At 61.3% G+C, this 16,491-nt stretch carries 13 protein-coding genes; 5 read left to right on the top strand and 8 right to left on the bottom strand.

Translation table 11 applies throughout. From position 1 onward, the window contains the following. Window positions 1–73: 73 nt before the first annotated feature. Genes ABID26_RS03520 through ABID26_RS03505 form a run of 4 tightly spaced genes read right to left on the bottom strand, consistent with a single transcriptional unit; the run spans window position 74 to window position 4,003 of the window. Window positions 74–883, bottom strand: a complete 810-nt coding sequence (locus tag ABID26_RS03520) for a BtpA/SgcQ family protein (protein WP_354413849.1) — start codon at window positions 881–883, stop codon at window positions 74–76. Next, on the bottom strand, window positions 880–1,644 hold the full coding sequence (locus ABID26_RS03515; protein WP_354413846.1) for an HAD family hydrolase: 765 nt from the start codon (window positions 1,642–1,644) through the stop codon (window positions 880–882). Before ABID26_RS03515 ends, ABID26_RS03520 begins: the two co-directional genes overlap by 4 nt. After that, window positions 1,641–3,149: an FGGY-family carbohydrate kinase gene (locus ABID26_RS03510; RefSeq protein ID WP_354413843.1), complete on the bottom strand. Its 1,509-nt coding sequence runs from the start codon at window positions 3,147–3,149 to the stop codon at window positions 1,641–1,643. The genes ABID26_RS03515 and ABID26_RS03510 overlap by 4 nt, the downstream gene beginning before the upstream one ends. A gap of 14 nt (window positions 3,150–3,163) precedes the next feature. Beyond that, on the bottom strand, window positions 3,164–4,003 hold the full coding sequence (locus tag ABID26_RS03505; RefSeq protein ID WP_354413841.1) for a DeoR/GlpR family DNA-binding transcription regulator: 840 nt from the start codon (window positions 4,001–4,003) through the stop codon (window positions 3,164–3,166). A gap of 187 nt (window positions 4,004–4,190) precedes the next feature. Here ABID26_RS03505 and ABID26_RS03500 point away from each other — a divergent pair, with 187 nt between their 5' ends. The 5 genes from ABID26_RS03500 (at window position 4,191) to ABID26_RS03480 (ending at window position 9,403) form a co-directional block, all read left to right on the top strand. After that, window positions 4,191–4,994, top strand: a complete 804-nt coding sequence (locus ABID26_RS03500) for an SDR family NAD(P)-dependent oxidoreductase (protein ID WP_354413839.1) — start codon at window positions 4,191–4,193, stop codon at window positions 4,992–4,994. 148 nt (window positions 4,995–5,142) lie between these two features. Then, complete coding sequence (locus tag ABID26_RS03495) at window positions 5,143–6,291, top strand: ABC transporter ATP-binding protein (protein WP_354413836.1); 1,149 nt, start codon at window positions 5,143–5,145, stop codon at window positions 6,289–6,291. 15 nt (window positions 6,292–6,306) lie between these two features. Next, window positions 6,307–7,104: a carbohydrate ABC transporter permease gene (locus tag ABID26_RS03490; protein WP_354413834.1), complete on the top strand. Its 798-nt coding sequence runs from the start codon at window positions 6,307–6,309 to the stop codon at window positions 7,102–7,104. 51 nt (window positions 7,105–7,155) lie between these two features. Beyond that, complete coding sequence (locus tag ABID26_RS03485) at window positions 7,156–8,433, top strand: ABC transporter substrate-binding protein (protein WP_354413832.1); 1,278 nt, start codon at window positions 7,156–7,158, stop codon at window positions 8,431–8,433. 70 nt (window positions 8,434–8,503) lie between these two features. Continuing rightward, complete coding sequence (locus ABID26_RS03480) at window positions 8,504–9,403, top strand: carbohydrate ABC transporter permease (protein ID WP_354413831.1); 900 nt, start codon at window positions 8,504–8,506, stop codon at window positions 9,401–9,403. Window positions 9,404–10,481: 1,078 nt separating this feature from the next. Here the strand turns inward: ABID26_RS03480 and ABID26_RS03475 are convergent. From ABID26_RS03475 to ABID26_RS03460, 4 genes are all read right to left on the bottom strand, one after another. Beyond that, complete coding sequence (locus ABID26_RS03475; RefSeq protein WP_354413829.1) at window positions 10,482–11,681, bottom strand: NAD-dependent formate dehydrogenase; 1,200 nt, start codon at window positions 11,679–11,681, stop codon at window positions 10,482–10,484. A gap of 535 nt (window positions 11,682–12,216) precedes the next feature. Then, window positions 12,217–14,523 (bottom strand): adenylate/guanylate cyclase domain-containing protein, encoded by a 2,307-nt coding sequence (locus ABID26_RS03470; protein WP_292371731.1) that lies wholly within the window; start codon window positions 14,521–14,523, stop codon window positions 12,217–12,219. Window positions 14,524–14,746: 223 nt separating this feature from the next. Beyond that, window positions 14,747–14,989 (bottom strand): hypothetical protein, encoded by a 243-nt coding sequence (locus ABID26_RS03465; RefSeq protein ID WP_354413827.1) that lies wholly within the window; start codon window positions 14,987–14,989, stop codon window positions 14,747–14,749. A gap of 20 nt (window positions 14,990–15,009) precedes the next feature. Further along, window positions 15,010–15,861, bottom strand: coding sequence for a sulfurtransferase (locus ABID26_RS03460; RefSeq protein ID WP_354413825.1), 852 nt, complete (start codon window positions 15,859–15,861; stop codon window positions 15,010–15,012). Window positions 15,862–16,491: the final 630 nt, after the last annotated feature.

Raw genomic sequence — 16,491 nt, 5'->3', positions numbered from 1 at the left:
TCTGAGTACCTACCCTTCCCCTCGCGATATTCGTTTTTGAAATCGCGAGGGATTCAAAAATCGGATCGTCCTGTCAGGCTTTGCGCGCCTTCTTGACGATGGCCATGAACTCCTTGGCCCGATCTGGATCAACTGGGTTCCAGGTGTTGCCGTCGACTTTGAGAGACGAGCCGACGATACAGCCATCGGCAATCTTCAGGATGTCGGCGACGGTCGCATGGCGTACGCCGGTATTGGCAAGTACCGGCGTGTTGGGCAGGACGCGCTTGACCGCCTCGAGATCCAAGGCGTTGGCCGCCTCGCCGGTAATCGCGCCGGAAACCAGCACGGCATCGGGGATGGAGGAGAACACCGCCGAACGGGCGCGGTCGGGCAGGGGGCGACGGTCGAGCGAATCCGCGAATTCGGCCGACACGTTGTCCAGCATGACAAGATCGGAGCGTCCAAGACGATTGCTATACCGCATGGTCTCGCCGGCATTAGGTGTCCAGGGTCCCATGTCGGAGGCGTAGGTGCCAGTCAATATCTCCCGCATGAAGGATGCGCCGGTCGCCGTGGCGAGCGCCACAGAGCTCTTCGGATCCCAAAGCACATTGACGCCGAAGGGCTTCTCGATCTCGCTCCTCAGGCGTCCGATCACGTAGGCCATCGTGGCCGTGGAGGCGATATCGACGTTGAGCTCATAGGGCCGATCATTCTCGTTACCGAACATCACTGCATCGACATCGGCCGCCTGAAGCGCGGCGAGATCACGCCGGGCCGCTTCGACAATACCCTCGATGCCGGCATCCGCATCGTAAAGCGGGGTTCCCGGCATGGGGTTGAGATGCACCATGGCGATGATCGGCTTGGTGTTGGGGAACAAGGCGGCAAATTTGCTCATGACATTTCCTTTGATGATGAACTTTGGCCCGTATGACCTGTATGAAGGCCAGCTTTTTCGGATGGCGGCGAGGAGCTGGCTTGCGGCTCCAGATGGTGGCGAAGGGGCTGATGGCCTTGAGTCCGGAGGCGCTGCGTGATGATCGCCACGAATTCGCTGTGGTTGGCGACGACATCATCCAGGTCGGCGAAGGGAACTCGTTCGCCATGATAACCGACCACGATCATCCCTGCGGCGCGGGCTGCCTGGGCTCCTGTAATGCTGTCTTCGACCGCGATGACGTCATGCGGCACAAGGTCGAGATTCGCGGCTGCGGTAAGATAGGGCTCAGGATCGGGCTTACCGTGGCCGACGTCATTGATGGCCAGGGTGAAAGCCAATCTGTCGCCGATGCCGAGTGCGGCGACATTGGCATCGACGATCACGCGATCTGAATTGGAAACGCAAACCTGAATCAAGCCTAGCGACGCGATCTCGGCGGTCGCTTCCACGGCTCCGACCATCGGAGCAAGCCTGTGGGTGGCGGCCGCGTAGTGGGTATGAATTGCGTCGAGCCATTGGCGCGCATCCGTATCGGACGGCAGGCGCGGCCGAATCGCCGCCCATACATCCTGCATATGAACCCCACGGAACGCGCTTTCGGGAAGATCGGATAGGTCGACGCCGAACTCAAGCGTGCCGACGACAAGAGCTCGGTGATGAAGTGGTTCGCTGTCGATCAGCGTGCCGTCTATGTCCCAGGCAACGGCTTTGATCGTCATGGCCGGCCTCGGTAAAGGTGCTTGAGGCTTTCGTATACGCCGCGGAAGCGCCGATAGCCGCTCTCATAGATCGCAGCGTTGGCGGGGTTGGGGTGCAGGATCTCGCCAAGTTCGACGAAGACGCCGACGCCCGACCAATCTTTTGTCTGGCCGGTGCCGATGGCGGCTGCCCATGCGGCACCGAGCGAGGAGCCGGGATGGCCTTTGAGTAGTTGGATCGGAGCTTGCAGGATGTCCGCCACTATCTGCATCCAGATACGACTGTTGGCTCCTCCATCGGAGGCCAGATACTGAGCTGGCTGGTGCCCCATATCGCGGAACACCTCGATATGGTGCCTGGCGGCGAAGCCATAGGCTTCCAGAAGCGCCCGCCACATATGTCCAACCGTATGGCTGAGGCTGAGCCCGGTGATGGTGCCGCGGGCGAACGGGTCGTGAATGGGCGTCTTCTCGCCGAGGAAATAGGGGACGATCGTCACGCCCTCGGCACCAGCCGGTACGGCCGCTGCCAGCCGGTCCAGATGCTGATGCAGGGTTAGGCCGGCGGCAAGCGCGGCTTCCCCTTCGCCGCCGGCGAAATTCGACGCGAACCAGTTGAGACCGGAGCCGCCGGTCGACATGCAGCCATTGGGCATATAGAGGCCGGGCACCAGATGATAATCGAGGAACATGCGTGGATCGGGCGTGATCTTGTCGGTCGCGACCAGAATGTCGAAGGCGCCGCCGAATTTAAGCAGTACCTGACCATCCTCGACCACGCCGGCGGCAAATGCCGAGGCGATCATGTCCGCCGCTCCGCCGACCACTGGCGTTCCTGCGGCAAGGCCGGTCACTCGCGCGGCTTCGTCGCTGACCCAGCCAATCACTTCATGCGAGCGAGCTTTCGGCGGGATAGCCGATGCTGACAAATGCGAGTATGCGATGAGCGCGGACGACAGCGCATGATCGCGGATATCCACGAAGCCTGCTTCCAGCGCCCAGTTCTGCTCTACGCGCTTTTCGCCCGTCAGCCGCCAGTTGACGTAGTCGTAGGAGCCGAACACGGTGGCGATCCTGGAGAACACGTCAGGCTCGTGTTTTTCGATCCAGCGCAGCTTGCTGGCCACGAGCTGCTGGTTGATGCCGTTGCCAGCCTGGCCGATAAAGTCCCTTTCGTCGATCTCGGCGCGCAGTTCCTCGACCTCGACCGCGACGCGTCCGTCGCTCTGCTGGATGCTCGGCCGCAGAAGCTCTCCTTTCCTGTCCAGCAGGACGACAGCCGGTAGCATGCCGGTGACGCCGACACCGCCTATCTCCGACGCGTCGATGCCGGTTTTACTGATCAATTCGCGGATGATGGCGCAGCTATTGTCCCACCATTGCCGGGGATCCTCCTCTGCCCAGCCTGGCTCTCGCGAGGTCAGCGTAACGGGCCGTGAGGCAACGGCGAGCACCTGATCGGGCAGGCGCACGAGAATCCCGATAGTCGAGGTGGTACCGATGTCGATACCGAGAACACAGCGCATGAGGTCGTTTCCAGTCAGGCGCCGGGCAAAGTGGGCGCGATCTCGATTTCGACATTCGCCTTGGCCAACGCGGCGGCGATGTTCGACGGGGGCGGGGCATCGCTGATCAGGAGGTCGATATGATCAAGGTCAGCGATCCTGATCAGCGACATGTGATTGTATTTCGCGCTGTCGCACAGAAGCACCTTGCGTTTGGAGCGCCGCAGGTAAACGCGCTTCATGTCGCTGTCTTCCGGTGAATAGTCGTAGAGGCCGTCCACCGTGATGCCCGAGACGCCAATGAAGGCGATATCGAACCAGAAGCGTTCGAACTCGTCGCAGGCGGACTTGCCGCAAATGGACATTTCCTCACCGCGTATCTGGCCGGCCGGGACATAAACCTCGCGGCCACCTTCACCGAGCAGCAGCGCGGTGCGCAGGCTGGACGTGAAGAACTTGACGTTGGCGGTTTCGGCCAGCGCTTGCGCCAGGAGATAGGTGGTGCTTCCGACATCCAGCGCAACGCTCACGCGCTTGTCGACCAGTGTGGCGGCCGCGGCGGCAATCTGGCGCTTTTCCGTATTGCGTTCGCGCAGGCGGGCAGCAAAGGCCGGCTCCTCCCGGTCGATGAAGGGAGCGGCCGCGCCGTCGCCTTCCGGGATCGCGCCGCCATGGGTGCGCACCAGCATGCCTTCGCGCTCAAGTTCGATGAGATCGCGGCGAATCGTCATTTCCGAAACACCCAGTTCGGCGGCGACTTCGGCGACATGAACGAAATTGCGCTTGCGAGCGATTTCGAGAAGGTGGCTGTGCCTCAAAGGCGCCGGAAGGCGCCGGTGCTCGGCGGTGCCAGATGTGCGTTCGTCGTTCGTCAACTGGAGCTTCCCCTTTTGTCGACTTGGCCGCCGGCTCCCAGCGAAGTGAGTTCATTACTAGAAGGGGATCAAAACAAATTCAATCGAAAAAAAACATATACGAACACATAAAACGTATTGCCAAGCACCGAAAAGGCTGAATATGTTTGATTATGATGAAAATTGTTAATTGCTGCAAGGGTGGCGAATGATGCAAACAGCGGATGTAGGCAGGCTTGCCGCGGATTTGGCAGGAAAGCGGGCCATCGTCACGGGCGCGGGTTCCGGTATAGGCAAGGCGATCGCCGCTGCCTTCGCGCGGCATGGTGTGCGTGTCGCGGTGGTCGACATCAACCTCAAGGCGGCCGAAGCGGCGGCGGCAGAGCTTGGAGGCGATGCGATCGGCATTGCCATGGATGTCAGCAAGCGCCAATCCGTCGAGGGTGGCTTCGCGACTCTTCTCGACCGGTGGGGTGGTTTCGAGATTCTCGCCGCCAATGCCGGCGTCTCGACGATGAACCGCGCAGTCGACCTCACCGACGAGGAATGGAATTTCAACTTCGACGTCAACACGCGCGGCGTCTTTCTCACCAACCAGGCCGCTGCGCGTCACTTCCTGAAGACCAGCGTGCCGGGTGTTATCGTCAACACCGCTTCTCTTGCCGCCAAGGTCGGCGCGCCGCTTCTGGCGCATTATTCGGCAAGCAAGTTCGCCGTGCTTGGCTGGACGCAGGCGCTGGCACGGGAGCTTGCGCCGAACAATGTCCGTGTGAATGCCGTCTGTCCCGGCTTCGTCAAGACCTCCATGCAGTCACGCGAGGTCGAATGGGAGGCGAAACTGCGCGGCATCACGGCGGAACAGGTGATCGCCGACTATATCGGCCAGACGCCGCTCGGCCGCCTGGAGGAGCCGGAGGACGTCGCGGACCTCGTGGTATTCCTGTCCTCGGAAGGTGCACGCTTCATGACCGGCCAGGGGATCAACGTCACGGGCGGCGTCTACACGACCTGAAACGACATGGCCTCGCCCTCGAGGCAATCGGGGCAAGATCATGCGGGAAGCCGCCGACAGACTTTCGAAAGGCGGACGCTTCCTGAGAATTTCCAGACAGGCCGGTCGAAGACCGTCGTGTCGCCGATCGAATGAAGGACGAAGCTGAATGGCGTCGATCGAACTTGAGCACGTTTCCAAGCTCTACGCCAACGGAGCCTATGGCGTGCGCGACGTCGATCTGAAGATCGAGGACGGCGAGTTTGTCATTTTCCTTGGTCCTTCAGGCTGCGGAAAATCCACCACCTTGCGGATGGTCGCGGGTCTGGAAGGCATTACTTCGGGCGACATCAGGATCGACGGCCGATCCGTCGCCAGCCTGCCGCCACGCGACCGGAACGTCGCGGTGGTCTTCCAATCCTATGCGCTCTATCCGCATATGACGGTGCGGCAGAACATGGGCTTCGGCCTCAAGATGCGGGGCATGTCCACGGCCGCAATCGCGCCCAAGGTCCGGGACGCTGCACAGATGCTCGGCCTGGCGAACTATCTCGACCGCAAGCCAGCGGCGCTCTCCGGGGGCCAGCGTCAGCGCGTTGCGCTGGGGCGGGCGATCGTGCGCGAGCCGAACGCGTTTCTGCTCGATGAGCCGTTGTCCAATCTCGATGCGCAACTGCGTGCTGAAATGCGGCTCGAACTGGTGAAGCTGCATCGCCGCCTTGGCAAGACCATCATCCATGTCACCCACGATCAAGTCGAGGCCATGACGATGGGCGACCGCATTTGCATCATGCGCGAGGGCAAGATGGTGCAGGTTGGCAATCCGCTCGAGGTTTACGCCAATCCCGCAGACACCTTCGTGGCGAAGTTTCTGGCGACGCCGCCGATGAATCTCATTCCTGCGCGCCTAGTGGCGGGCAGGGCGGGGGTTCCCGAAGTGGTTGGCGAGGGCATCCGTCTTTCGGTACCGCAGCGCCATGTTCCGGCCTATGCCGATGCCTCCGGACGTCCGCTTCTGCTCGGCATCCGACCTGAGGATATCTACGAGACCGAGGCTGGTCCCGACCGGCAGCCGGTCGATGTAACGGTCGTCGCCGTTGAAAAACTCGGCGTGGAGACGGTGATCGTCGGCCAGATCGGCCGGGAGAAGCCACTGGAGCTCAGTGCCCGCGTCAGCCGTCACTTCGATGCGGAAGTCGGCCAGACGGTGAGGCTCTACATCGACGCGATGCCGATGCATCTCTTCGATGCACAATCGGAGCGGGTCGTCCCCCGACTGCCGCTCGAGACAACAACGCCGGCGCCGGCGGCGGCTTGAGGTCGGGAGGTTCGAATGCGCCGGTTCGGCATCCACCTCGGCCTGATCATCGTCTCGCTGATCATCCTGTTGCCGCCGCTGTGGGCCTTGCGCACCAGCCTTGTGCCCGAATCGATGGCCTACTCGACACAGATCCTGCCGGAACTCACGTTCCAGAACTATGTCGATCTCTTTACCCAAAAACGATTTGGCACCTATTACCTGAACAGCCTGATCGTTGCGACATGCTCGGTCCTGCTCGCGCTGCCTTTTGCGGCCATGACAGGCTACGCCTTCGCCCGTTTCAAGACCGGAGGCTGGGTCGCCCGTTTCACTGTGCTGGCCACCCAGATGCTGCCGCCCGTGGCGATCGTCCTGCCCGCCTTTATGCTGTTCCGCTCAGTTGGGCTGACCAATTCGGTGCTGGGCCTCACCATCGCCTATGGGGCGATGAACCTTCCGTTTCTGATCTGGATCCTGATGGGCTTTTTCGAGGGCATTCCCGTTGATCTGGAATGGGCGGCGCAGACCGATGGCGCGACGGCGTGGGGCGCCTTCTGGCGCATCGTCGTGCCTGTGTCGCTGCCCGGCATCGCGGCCGCCGGCGTGCTCGGTTTCATCCTGGCATGGAACGAGTTCCTGTTCGCACTCGTGCTGAGCGGACCCGCCACTGCGACCGTGCCGGTGGGGCTGGCCTCGCTTCAAACTTCGAACGGCGTGCAGATCGCCAAGGTGGCGGCTGGCGTCGTCATGGCCATTCTGCCGCTGGTCATCGCCTCGCGCTTCATCCAGCGCTTCATCGTCCAGGGTTTGACCTTCGGCAGCGTCAAATGACGGATTGCTGTCGGAACAAGCTTCGGGAAACTCAACAACGGGAGAGCAGTCATGATTATCCGCAAAACTGAATTGATGGCAGGCATCAGCCTGTTCATGGTCGCAGGTCTCGTAAATGCCCATGCAGAAACGGTGACGCTGCGCGCGCTGATGGAGGACGTGCCGGAAACACACATCATCGAAACACTCCTGCCGGAGTTCGAAAAGGAAACCGGCATCAAGGTGGAATTCGAGAAGGTCGGCTACGGCGACATGCACGACAAGCTCGCCACCCAGCTCGTTTCGCCTGAGAGCTATTACAATCTTCTGGAGGTCGATTTCCTCTGGGCCGGCGAATTCCCGGCAGCAGGATGGTTGATCGACCTCAAGCCGCTGGCCGCGCGCGACAAGCTGGACCTCAACGAATTCGTCCCTTCGACGCTGGATCTGCTCGGTCGTACGGCCGATGCGATGCCGATCCTGCCCATGTACAACTATTCCATGGGCCTGATCTACCGCACGGATCTTCTGGAGGATCCAAAGCTCAAGGAGGCCTATAAGGCCAAGTTCAACACCGAGCTGAAGAAGCCCGAGACGCTCGATGAATATGTGCAGATTGCCAAGTTCATGAAGGCGGAAGCTGGCGTGGCGGGGGCAGCCATGCAAAGCCAGCGCGGCGATCCCAATAGTATGGAGTTCTCCAACTATCTGTTCTCATCCGGCGGCGCCTATATGGATGCTGACCGCAAGGTAACGCTGGACAGTCCCGAAGCCGTTAAGGCGCTCACGCTCTATGTCGATGCGATCAAGAATGCTGCCCAGCAGGGTGCGCTTTCGGCCACGCTCGATGATACGATGCGGCTGATGTGCAGCGGCGAGGCGTTCAGCATGGTGACCTACTGGTGGATGCTGCCGCAGATGGACAATGCGGAGAAATGCCCGAAAGTCTCCGGCAAGGTCGGCCTCTCGGTAATGCCGGGCGGTCACGGCGAAAGCGGCGGCTGGGGTTGGGGTATCCCGAAGAACACCTCGCCGGAATCGCAGGAAGCGGCTTGGACCTTCATCAAGTGGGTGCAAAGCAAGAAGGTGGGCGTGGACCGCGCCTTGGAGGGTCATGCGCCGGTCAGCGCCGCAGTCTATTCCGACCCGGCTGTGCTGACGAAATATCCTTTCTACACGCAGGCGCTCGATATCGTCGCTTCCGGTAAGTCGTTCCCGATCTTCGCCTATTCCGCGCAGTATGAGGATGTGTTGGGTACACAGATCTCGCAGGCGTCGGGTGGCGAGATCACGCCGGATGCCGCCATCAAGGCCGCGGCATCGGGGTTGCAAGACTTGCTCAAGAAGTAAAATGCCATGCCCCGCCAGTCGCTGGCCGGCGGGGCATACGTTCAGTACAGGATCGGATGAGGAAGCGCGCATGACCCAAAGGCCCCATGGCCTCGATCGCGGTTGGAAGACGGGATGGGCGTTTTCCCTGCCCGGCCTGCTTACCCTGGCAGTGGTGATGGGCCTTCCGCTGGTCTATGCGGTGCTAATGTCGCTGTCGCCGATGACCCTTATGCGGCCGGTGCTGCTGCCGCTCACCGGCCTTGAGAACTATATCCGCGTCCTGCACAATGCCCAGTTCTGGGGCTCACTCTGGCTTACCGTCAAATATTCGCTTGTCACCGTGGCGGCCGAATTCGTCATCGGACTGGGTATCGCGCTGATGCTCAATGCCGTCGTCAAGACGAAGCCGGTCTATTTTGCCATACTGACGATCCCGATGGCCATGTCTCCGGTCAGCGTCGCCCTCATATGGCGCATGCTGCTGCAGCCCAATCTCGGTATCGTCAACCACCTGATGGAAACCATGGGATTGCCGCGTCTCGACTGGCTCGGATCTTCCGATATGGCTCTATGGTCGATGGCTGCCATCGACATCTGGCAGCAGACATCTTTCGTCGTGCTTATCCTCGCTGCCGGTCTGGCTTCGCTTCCGCGAGACCCCTATGAGGCAGCCGAGGTCGATGGCGCCGGCAAACTCCAGCAGTTCTGGTACTTGACGTTGCCGATGCTGCGGCCGGTAGCGGCCATCGCGGTCATCATTCAGCTCATCAATGAGTTCCGCACCTATGACCTGACTTATGTTCTGACCAAGGGAGGTCCCGGCACCTCTACGGAAGTGCTGAGCTTTTTCGCCTATCGTCAGGCATTTTTGGGCCTGTCGCTCAACGAAGGCTCGGCGGCGGCCTTCATCTTGCTCTTGATCGTTCTCGCCATTACGGTCCTGTTCTTCTGGGTTCTGGAGAGGAAGGCAGCGAGCGTTTCGATCTAGGCGCGCGAGTCGTTTGGGCAATGGCCTGCAGGAGCGCTGAGCGCGTTTGCGGCAACATAATTGGCTGGAACCAATCTTATCGTGTTGCGATGCGCTTCGAGTTTTAAGTTTGCCGTTCGCCGCTTCGAACAAAGCCGACCGCGTCTCACAGTCACAAACTTTTGTGATATGGCCGATCTGGTCGACCTCGCCCGACTGGTATCGATTGCAGTGAGACCGAGTACGCGTCAACAGACCTGGATCGTCGGTAGTGTCTGGGATGAGGCCGGAAACTTCTCCCTACTCCATTTCGCCGCAGCAAGGTGCAAGCGCACCTGGCGTTCTTAGTTCTTAGAAGCTTTGGAACTTTCCGTCTCGCGCCCCTTGCCGAGTTGCGAGCGCTTGTGAGAGAGATGTCGGAACACGACATAGGACAAGCTTGATCGGTGCACCGGCTGGTCATGACAGCGAGGCCCATCAAGGGTCGCGTTTGCCGGCTTATCGGGGGATCGAGACGGCGGTCCGTTACCACCGTTCCCCCCGACAGGACGAGCTCGTATTTGCCCTCGAATTCGAGTGTATCCAAGCTTGACCCTGCCTCATTGTAATGGCGCAGAGTGTCTTTGTATCTTTCAATTTCAAGCTTATACGGTTGAAAACATTAGTTTTTTCGCTATTTGTTACGCAGTTTGTTACACTCCCTTGCGGCTTGGGTCTGCAGTCCAACCCGATACGGCCAGAAAAGCCGGCGGGAACTGCTTGGGTAACCGCCTCGGCCGATAGTGGCTTATGGCTCAGCCACGGACGGCAGCTTTGCGCCTGCGCCATGTGCTGTGACGATTTCGGGTACCAAAGCGTCGGATTTTCGCCACTGGCCTGGCCAAGCCCTTTGAACACCGCAACGGTGTCGGTGATCTTCGTTCAGGCTCCACCGCCAGTTTCTGCTCCTAATGATTTGACGCGGCCCGCCCGGCCACCATTCGGGCGTTGCGGCGATGCAGGCCATCGGGCGAATGCACCACAGAAGTCCGAGAGACACCAACCACGCACCCCGCAGCTGTGCGGCCGTCCGGAGGGCGTCCGGAATCGCCGGCCGCGTTCAGGTCTTGAAACTTTTGGCCTCTTCAGACCCGCGCGTCGCATCTCCCGCGGTGTAGGCGTGCGCGCCGGCGCCGGCGAGCTTGCCGCCGGCGACGATCAGATATTCCTCGCGGATTGGCTTGCCTTCGAACCAGCATTCCAAAATCTCGCGAGTGCCGGCGGCATAACGCGCCTGGGCGGACAGCGATGATCCAGAGATGTGCGGCGTCATACCGTGATGCGGCATCGACCGCCAGGGATGGTCTCTAGGCGGAGGCTGCGGGAACCAGACGTCGCCGGCATAGCCTGCAAGCTGCCCGGTCTCGAGAGCGCGGGCAACCGCGTCCCGATTGCAGATCTTGCCGCGTGCGGTGTTCACCAGATAAGCGCCGAGCTTCATCCTGGCGATCATCTTGTCGTCGAAGAGGTTTTCCGTCTCCGGATGCAGCGGCGCGTTGATGGTAACGACATCGCAGATAGGCACCATTTCCGCCGCCGTCTTGTGGAATGTGACACCGAGTTCCTTTTCGACCGCCTCGGGAAGCCGGTGGCGATCAGTATAGTGCAGCTTGACGTCGAACGGCTTCAGTCGGCGCAGCACTGCGCTGCCGATCCGCCCGGCACCGACTGTACCGATCTCCATCCCCTCGACATCATAGGAACGTGCGACGCAGTCGGCGATGTTCCAGCCGCCTTTCACGACCCACTGGTAGGAAGGGATGTAGTTCCGCACGAGGCTGAGGATCATCATGACCACATGTTCGGACACGCTGATCGAGTTGCAATAGGTTACCTCCGCAACCGTGACGTTGCGGTCCATCGCGGCCTGTAGGTCAACGTGGTCCGACCCGATGCCGGCCGTGATTGCGAGCTTCAGCCTGTTTGCCTTGGCGATGCGTTCCGCGGTCAAATAGGCGGGCCAGAAGGGCTGCGAAATAACGATCTCGGCATCCAAGAGCTCACGTTCGAACACGCTGTCGGGACCATCCTTGTCCGAGGTCACCACCAAGCTGTGGCCGTTGCTTTCGACGAATTTCCGTAGGCCCAGTTCGCCGGACACGCTGCCGAGCAGGGCGCCCGGCTGGAAATCGATCGCCTTCGGCGCGGGAAGCGTCTGGCCGCCCGGATAGCGCTTGAGCTTCGGGAGGCCGCCCCGCGCGTAGGTGGTCGGATATCCGTCGACCGGATCGTCATAGAGGACACAAACAACCTTTGCCATTTCCATCTCCCTTCATCTGAAAACGAAGAAGAAGACGCTCGGCTCCAGCAGGGCGATTTGCGCTGTTGAATTGTCTGTGGTCAGCAGGCTCATGGCCTGGCGCTTCCACGTTCGTGAAATTGGCACGCTCTAAAAGTGGAGGATCCAGACTCGGTTTCAAGTAGAGTGGCCGGGCTTGCGGCGCTCGCAGTGAGCCAGCGAACTGTACTGCCAGATCTCGAGCTGCCTCAGAGGATTCGAGCGATAGCCGACCGTCTTCGCTGACGCCAAGGACTCAACAGACGCTGTCGCGCCATCTTAACACGTGCTGTGAAAGCAAGCGCAAGGTCGCGCTGCGACCCCATTCCGAACCTTGCCGCGCAGAAGCCGACGGGAAACTCCGACACGAAGCGGAAACACTACCCGAGTGAGCTCCTCCCGGTGCGCCCTTTCGAGCCTCACCGCAAGGCCACTGTATGAGAGGCTGGCCCAGTGTGAGGCAAGTTCGACCGCACTTGGGGTATTTGCGGTTCCGATGATCGAGGTTACAGTCAAGTTAGGGGCGGACCCGCGTTCCGGCCAACGTCTCGCGCGCCTCACTCAGGGCCCGCGCTTCCGCCTCCGCCCGGGTGGCGCCCTCACCACGCGCGAGGCGTGTCCCGGGGCTCACGTTGTCTACCTCGCAGCGATATCGGCTTCCCAGCTTGTACGAACTGACCCCAATCTCCCAGCTACCGAGGCGCTGCTTCCGTCGCAGATAGCCCTCAGCGCGCAGCCAGGTCCTCTCTGCATAATGGGCAGCCTTCTCGACCAAGCCCGCTTGCGACCAATGGTGGGCGAGAATCTCGGGATGCATCTCCACCGTCTCCGGGAACCGATCTTCCAGCACGTTTGCAATCCTCGCGTGCAGCTCCTGACGTCGGCTCCGCAGCAAGGTCGCGTACGCCGCGTCTTGGATCAAGGCATGCCTGAACGTGTAAGTCGCGCTCGGCGGCGCGCCGCGACAGAACACCAATTCGGAATGGACGAGGCGCTCCACAGCCTCTTGCAACGTGCCTTCCGTTAGGGGGACCACGGCTGCCAACAACTCGTATGAAAACTCGCGGCCAATCGCTGCGCCGATTTGCGCGACCTCTCGGATCGGCGCCAGCCGATCGAGCCGCGCCATCAACGAGGCATGCAGCGTCGTTGGAATCGCCAGCGGTGGCACTGGACCAGTTAAGACATACCGGCCACCCGCGTTCCTCAGCAGACCGCTTTCCAACACGGTCTTGGTTAGTTCCTCGACGAACAACGGCACGCCATCTGCGTGGGCGGTGATCTGATCAAGGACCACTGACGGCATTTCCTTGTTACCGGTAAGGTGGTTCACCAATTCGGCCCCGTGCCAGCGGTCCAGACGGTTGAGCGCCAATGTCGTAACGTGCGCATCGCCGGTCCATGGCGACTGGAATTCTGGGCGGAAGGTGATCACCAACAACACCTGCAAGGACGGAACCCGCTCCACCGTCAGCTCGAGCAGTTCCAACGAAATCGGGTCGATCCAATGCACATCCTCGAAGACCATCAGCACCGGTCGAACCGCCGCTAGCCCGGCGAGCTGTTCGAGGAGCGCCTCCAGCGTTCTCTCTTTGCGCCTCTGCGGATTTAGGTTCATCGGCGGGTAGCGATCTCCACCGATCGATAGCAGATCCGCCAGCAGGAAGGTGATCTGCCTTATGTCCTTTGTTGATGGGGCGAGGATCGCCCTGAGCTTGTCGAGCCGACGTTCGGCGTTATCGTTTCGCTCAAAACCGGCCGCGTGTTCCAGTTGGCTGATTATGGGGTGAAGCGGTGTGTCCCCGTGATGAGGGGAGCAGAAATAGCTCAGCCTAATATGCGGCTCGCCGCTCAGCCGTTCTTTCATTTCCTGGGTCACACGCGACTTCCCGATGCCCGGCTCACCGGAAAGCAGGACGACCCGGCCTTCGCCGTCCTTGGCCTGCTGCCAACGGCGCATCAGCAGATCGAGTTCTTCGTCGCGGCCGATCAGCGGCATGCTGGCGCTGGCGGCGCGAAGCGCTTCGAAGCGGCTCTCGATAGCGCTCGGGCCGACTGCCTGCAACGCCCTTACCGGGGCGGCAAACCCTTTGAGCGTGGCGGCACCGAGGTCGCGATACTCGAACAGCCCACCCGTCAGGCGCCAGGTATCGGCGGCGATCACGACCGTGTTCGGGGCCGCCAAACCTTGTATCCTCGCCGCCAGGTTCGGTGTTTCGCCGACCACCGCTGTTTCCTGCGCGGCGCCAGTTCCGATGAGATCGCCGACCACCACCAGGCCCGTCGCAATGCCGACGCGCATTTGCAGTTTGGACTCGCCGGGGAGCGGAAGCGCGATTGCGCTGATGGTTTCAATAAGGGCGAGGCCAGCGCGGACCGCGCGCTCGGCGTCGTCCTCGTGGGCATGCGGGTAACCAAAATAGACAAGCACACCGTCGCCCATATATTTGGCGACGAAGCCCTCAAACCTGGCGACAACGCTGGCGCAGCCATTATGGTAGGCGCGCATCACATCTCGCATGTCTTCCGGGTCCAGCCGCGCCGAGAGCGCCGTCGAACTGACGAGATCGCAGAACATCACCGTGAGTTGCCTGCGCTCGGCGGATGCTCCGGCCGACACGATGTGCGGAGTCGGAACCACCGGCGCGGCGGCGGTTAAGTCGCGGCTACCCGCCGTCAGCCTCTTGCCGCACGTCGAACAGAACTTTGCACCTGGCCGAGCGGGCGAGCCACAGCTTGGGCACCGGCCCGGAAGAGCCGCGCCGCACACGTCGCAAAACTTACTCTCCTCCGAAATGTCGGCCCGGCAGCTCGGACATTCCATGCGCCGCTCCCTGATCGGGCGAGCATTATTTTGGTAGCAGTTTAGCACGATAATCCCTGCTCGTGCATCAGCGACCCTCCGAAGACGCCACTGACTCACCCTGACCCAACGACTCCAAGGGGATTTGATCCCATGAGCCCCCAAGACTGGCTACGGCGCGACCGGATAATTGAAGCCGCGCCCGAATCGAGCGCGGCCGATAGCGGTATTCCTGCGCAAAATGTTAGCGCGCCGGGTACACCCGCGTTTTCGCCAACATCTCTCTCGCTTTGTTGAGCGCGTCGGCTTCCGCCTCATCGCGGGTGGCGCCTTCGCCTCGCGCCAGTCGTGCTCCCGGGCTAAAGGTTTCGACCTCGCAGCGGTACCGGCCGCCGAGTTTGTACGAGGCGATGCCGATGTCCCAGCCACCGAGGCGCTCTCGCCGGCGGCGATAGCCCTCGGCGCGCAGGAAAGTTTTGCTTTGCATGGCGCCTCCCACTTCAAGGATCACGCCGCGGCGCGCTCGATTGGCGCGCGGACGAGGTTGCCCCATTCGGTCCACGAGCCGTCGTAGTTTTTCACGTCAGCGTAGCCCAGTAGGTACTTGAGCACGAACCAAGTGTGGCTCGAGCGCTCGCCAATACGGCAGTAGGCGATCGCCGGACGATCCGGGGTGACTCCCTCGCTCTCGTAGAGAGCACGAAGTTCGTCCGCCGACTTGAAGGTGCCGTCCTCATTGCAGGACTTCCCCCATGGGATGTTTCGTGCACCCGGGACGTGTCCGCCCCTCTGGCAGGTCTCCGGCAGGCCCGGCGGCGCCAGGATCCTCCCCGTGAACTCGTCGGGGCTGCGCACGTCCACCAGCGCGGCGTCCTTTTGCGTCGAGGCTGCTTGAGCATCGCCGAGGAGGGCGCGGATCGAGAGATCGGGCTCGCCGCCCATGGTGTAACTGCTACTAGCGATCTGCGGCACGTCGGTTGTCAGCTCGCGTCCTTCCTCGAGCCATTTTCGGCGTCCGCCGTTCATCAGGCGAACGTCGGCGTGGCCATATATCTTCATCTGCCACAGTGCCCAGGCGGCGAACCAGTTGTTGTTGTCGCCATAAAGGATCACGGTCGTGTCATTCGCAATGCCGGCCTCCCCCATCAGCCGACGGAAGTCCTCGGGCGGGACGATGTCGCGCTGCAGCGTGTCGCAGAGCTGTGTGGTCCAATTCCAGGCGATCGCACCCGGAACGTGCCCCTGTTCGTAACCATCCGTATCGACGTCGACTTCGACAAGACGCACGTTCGGATCGCCCCGGTGTGCAGCCACCCAGGCGGTATCAACCAGCAATTCGGGATGAGCGTACGGGCTCATAACAGTTCTCCCTCTTGGTTTTCACGGACGCCTGCGTCCGCGCGGCAGGTTGCCGGCTTGGTCAGTCACAGCTCGAATGGACCGCTTACTCGCTCCCGCCCTTGCATCATCGCGTCCACGAGCGCTTCCATCGGGGATGACTCCTCAGCCTCATCGGCTGCCGCGGCCGCGGCTGCGTCGAGGAGTAGCAGCCACCTGATCTTTGAATGAGAAGGCTGCAGCATCTGGCGCAGAGCGAAATTACTCTGCGAGAAGCTGGTAACAGAGGCACTCGCACTTCAGCATGGGGCGGCTGCGATGCATCTCCGGACGAGCAACGCATTGAATCGCGCTTTGCGGCGTTTGTCTAGGGGTTGGTGGCGGGCGGCTCTTGTAAAGGCTCGCGGACGCCTGCCGGCGGGGCGGTGCTGGATCCTCAGGCCGCCGACGTTCGAGACCCGTAACCAGAGGGTGCCTCCTCACCGTCTGGGCCACGATTGGCTCGTCTCCACCGCAGAGCTGTCATTCGTTGCTCAGCAAGCAGCAGTCCGCTTTGGGTCAGGTCACGACGACGCGCTCGCCGACCGGAATGTCCGCTCTTGAAGGTCTCCAGTCCGAAGCTGCCATTCCGCTCTCGTGAAGAGTTTCGGG

Source organism: Mesorhizobium shonense (genome assembly GCF_040545255.1).
GTDB lineage: Bacteria > Pseudomonadota > Alphaproteobacteria > Rhizobiales > Rhizobiaceae > Mesorhizobium > Mesorhizobium shonense.
The sequence above is the reverse complement of the archived record's forward strand: the minus strand, read 5'-3'. Positions and strand labels throughout refer to the sequence as shown.

What these genes read in the sequence shown, in the direction of transcription:
- ABID26_RS03495 (WP_354413836.1), top strand. Translation starts at nt 5,143, where the DNA reads ATGGCGTCGATCGAACTTGAGCACGTTTCCAAGCTCTACGCCAACGGA.
- ABID26_RS03500 (WP_354413839.1), top strand. Translation starts at nt 4,191, where the DNA reads ATGATGCAAACAGCGGATGTAGGCAGGCTTGCCGCGGATTTGGCAGGA.
- ABID26_RS03520 (WP_354413849.1), bottom strand. Translation starts at nt 883, where the DNA reads ATGAGCAAATTTGCCGCCTTGTTCCCCAACACCAAGCCGATCATCGCC.
- ABID26_RS03480 (WP_354413831.1), top strand. Translation starts at nt 8,504, where the DNA reads ATGACCCAAAGGCCCCATGGCCTCGATCGCGGTTGGAAGACGGGATGG.
- ABID26_RS03510 (WP_354413843.1), bottom strand. Translation starts at nt 3,149, where the DNA reads ATGCGCTGTGTTCTCGGTATCGACATCGGTACCACCTCGACTATCGGG.
- ABID26_RS03475 (WP_354413829.1), bottom strand. Translation starts at nt 11,681, where the DNA reads ATGGCAAAGGTTGTTTGTGTCCTCTATGACGATCCGGTCGACGGATAT.
- ABID26_RS03470 (WP_292371731.1), bottom strand. Translation starts at nt 14,523, where the DNA reads ATGGAATGTCCGAGCTGCCGGGCCGACATTTCGGAGGAGAGTAAGTTT.
- ABID26_RS03485 (WP_354413832.1), top strand. Translation starts at nt 7,156, where the DNA reads ATGATTATCCGCAAAACTGAATTGATGGCAGGCATCAGCCTGTTCATG.
- ABID26_RS03490 (WP_354413834.1), top strand. Translation starts at nt 6,307, where the DNA reads ATGCGCCGGTTCGGCATCCACCTCGGCCTGATCATCGTCTCGCTGATC.
- ABID26_RS03515 (WP_354413846.1), bottom strand. Translation starts at nt 1,644, where the DNA reads ATGACGATCAAAGCCGTTGCCTGGGACATAGACGGCACGCTGATCGAC.
- ABID26_RS03460 (WP_354413825.1), bottom strand. Translation starts at nt 15,861, where the DNA reads ATGAGCCCGTACGCTCATCCCGAATTGCTGGTTGATACCGCCTGGGTG.
- ABID26_RS03465 (WP_354413827.1), bottom strand. Translation starts at nt 14,989, where the DNA reads ATGCAAAGCAAAACTTTCCTGCGCGCCGAGGGCTATCGCCGCCGGCGA.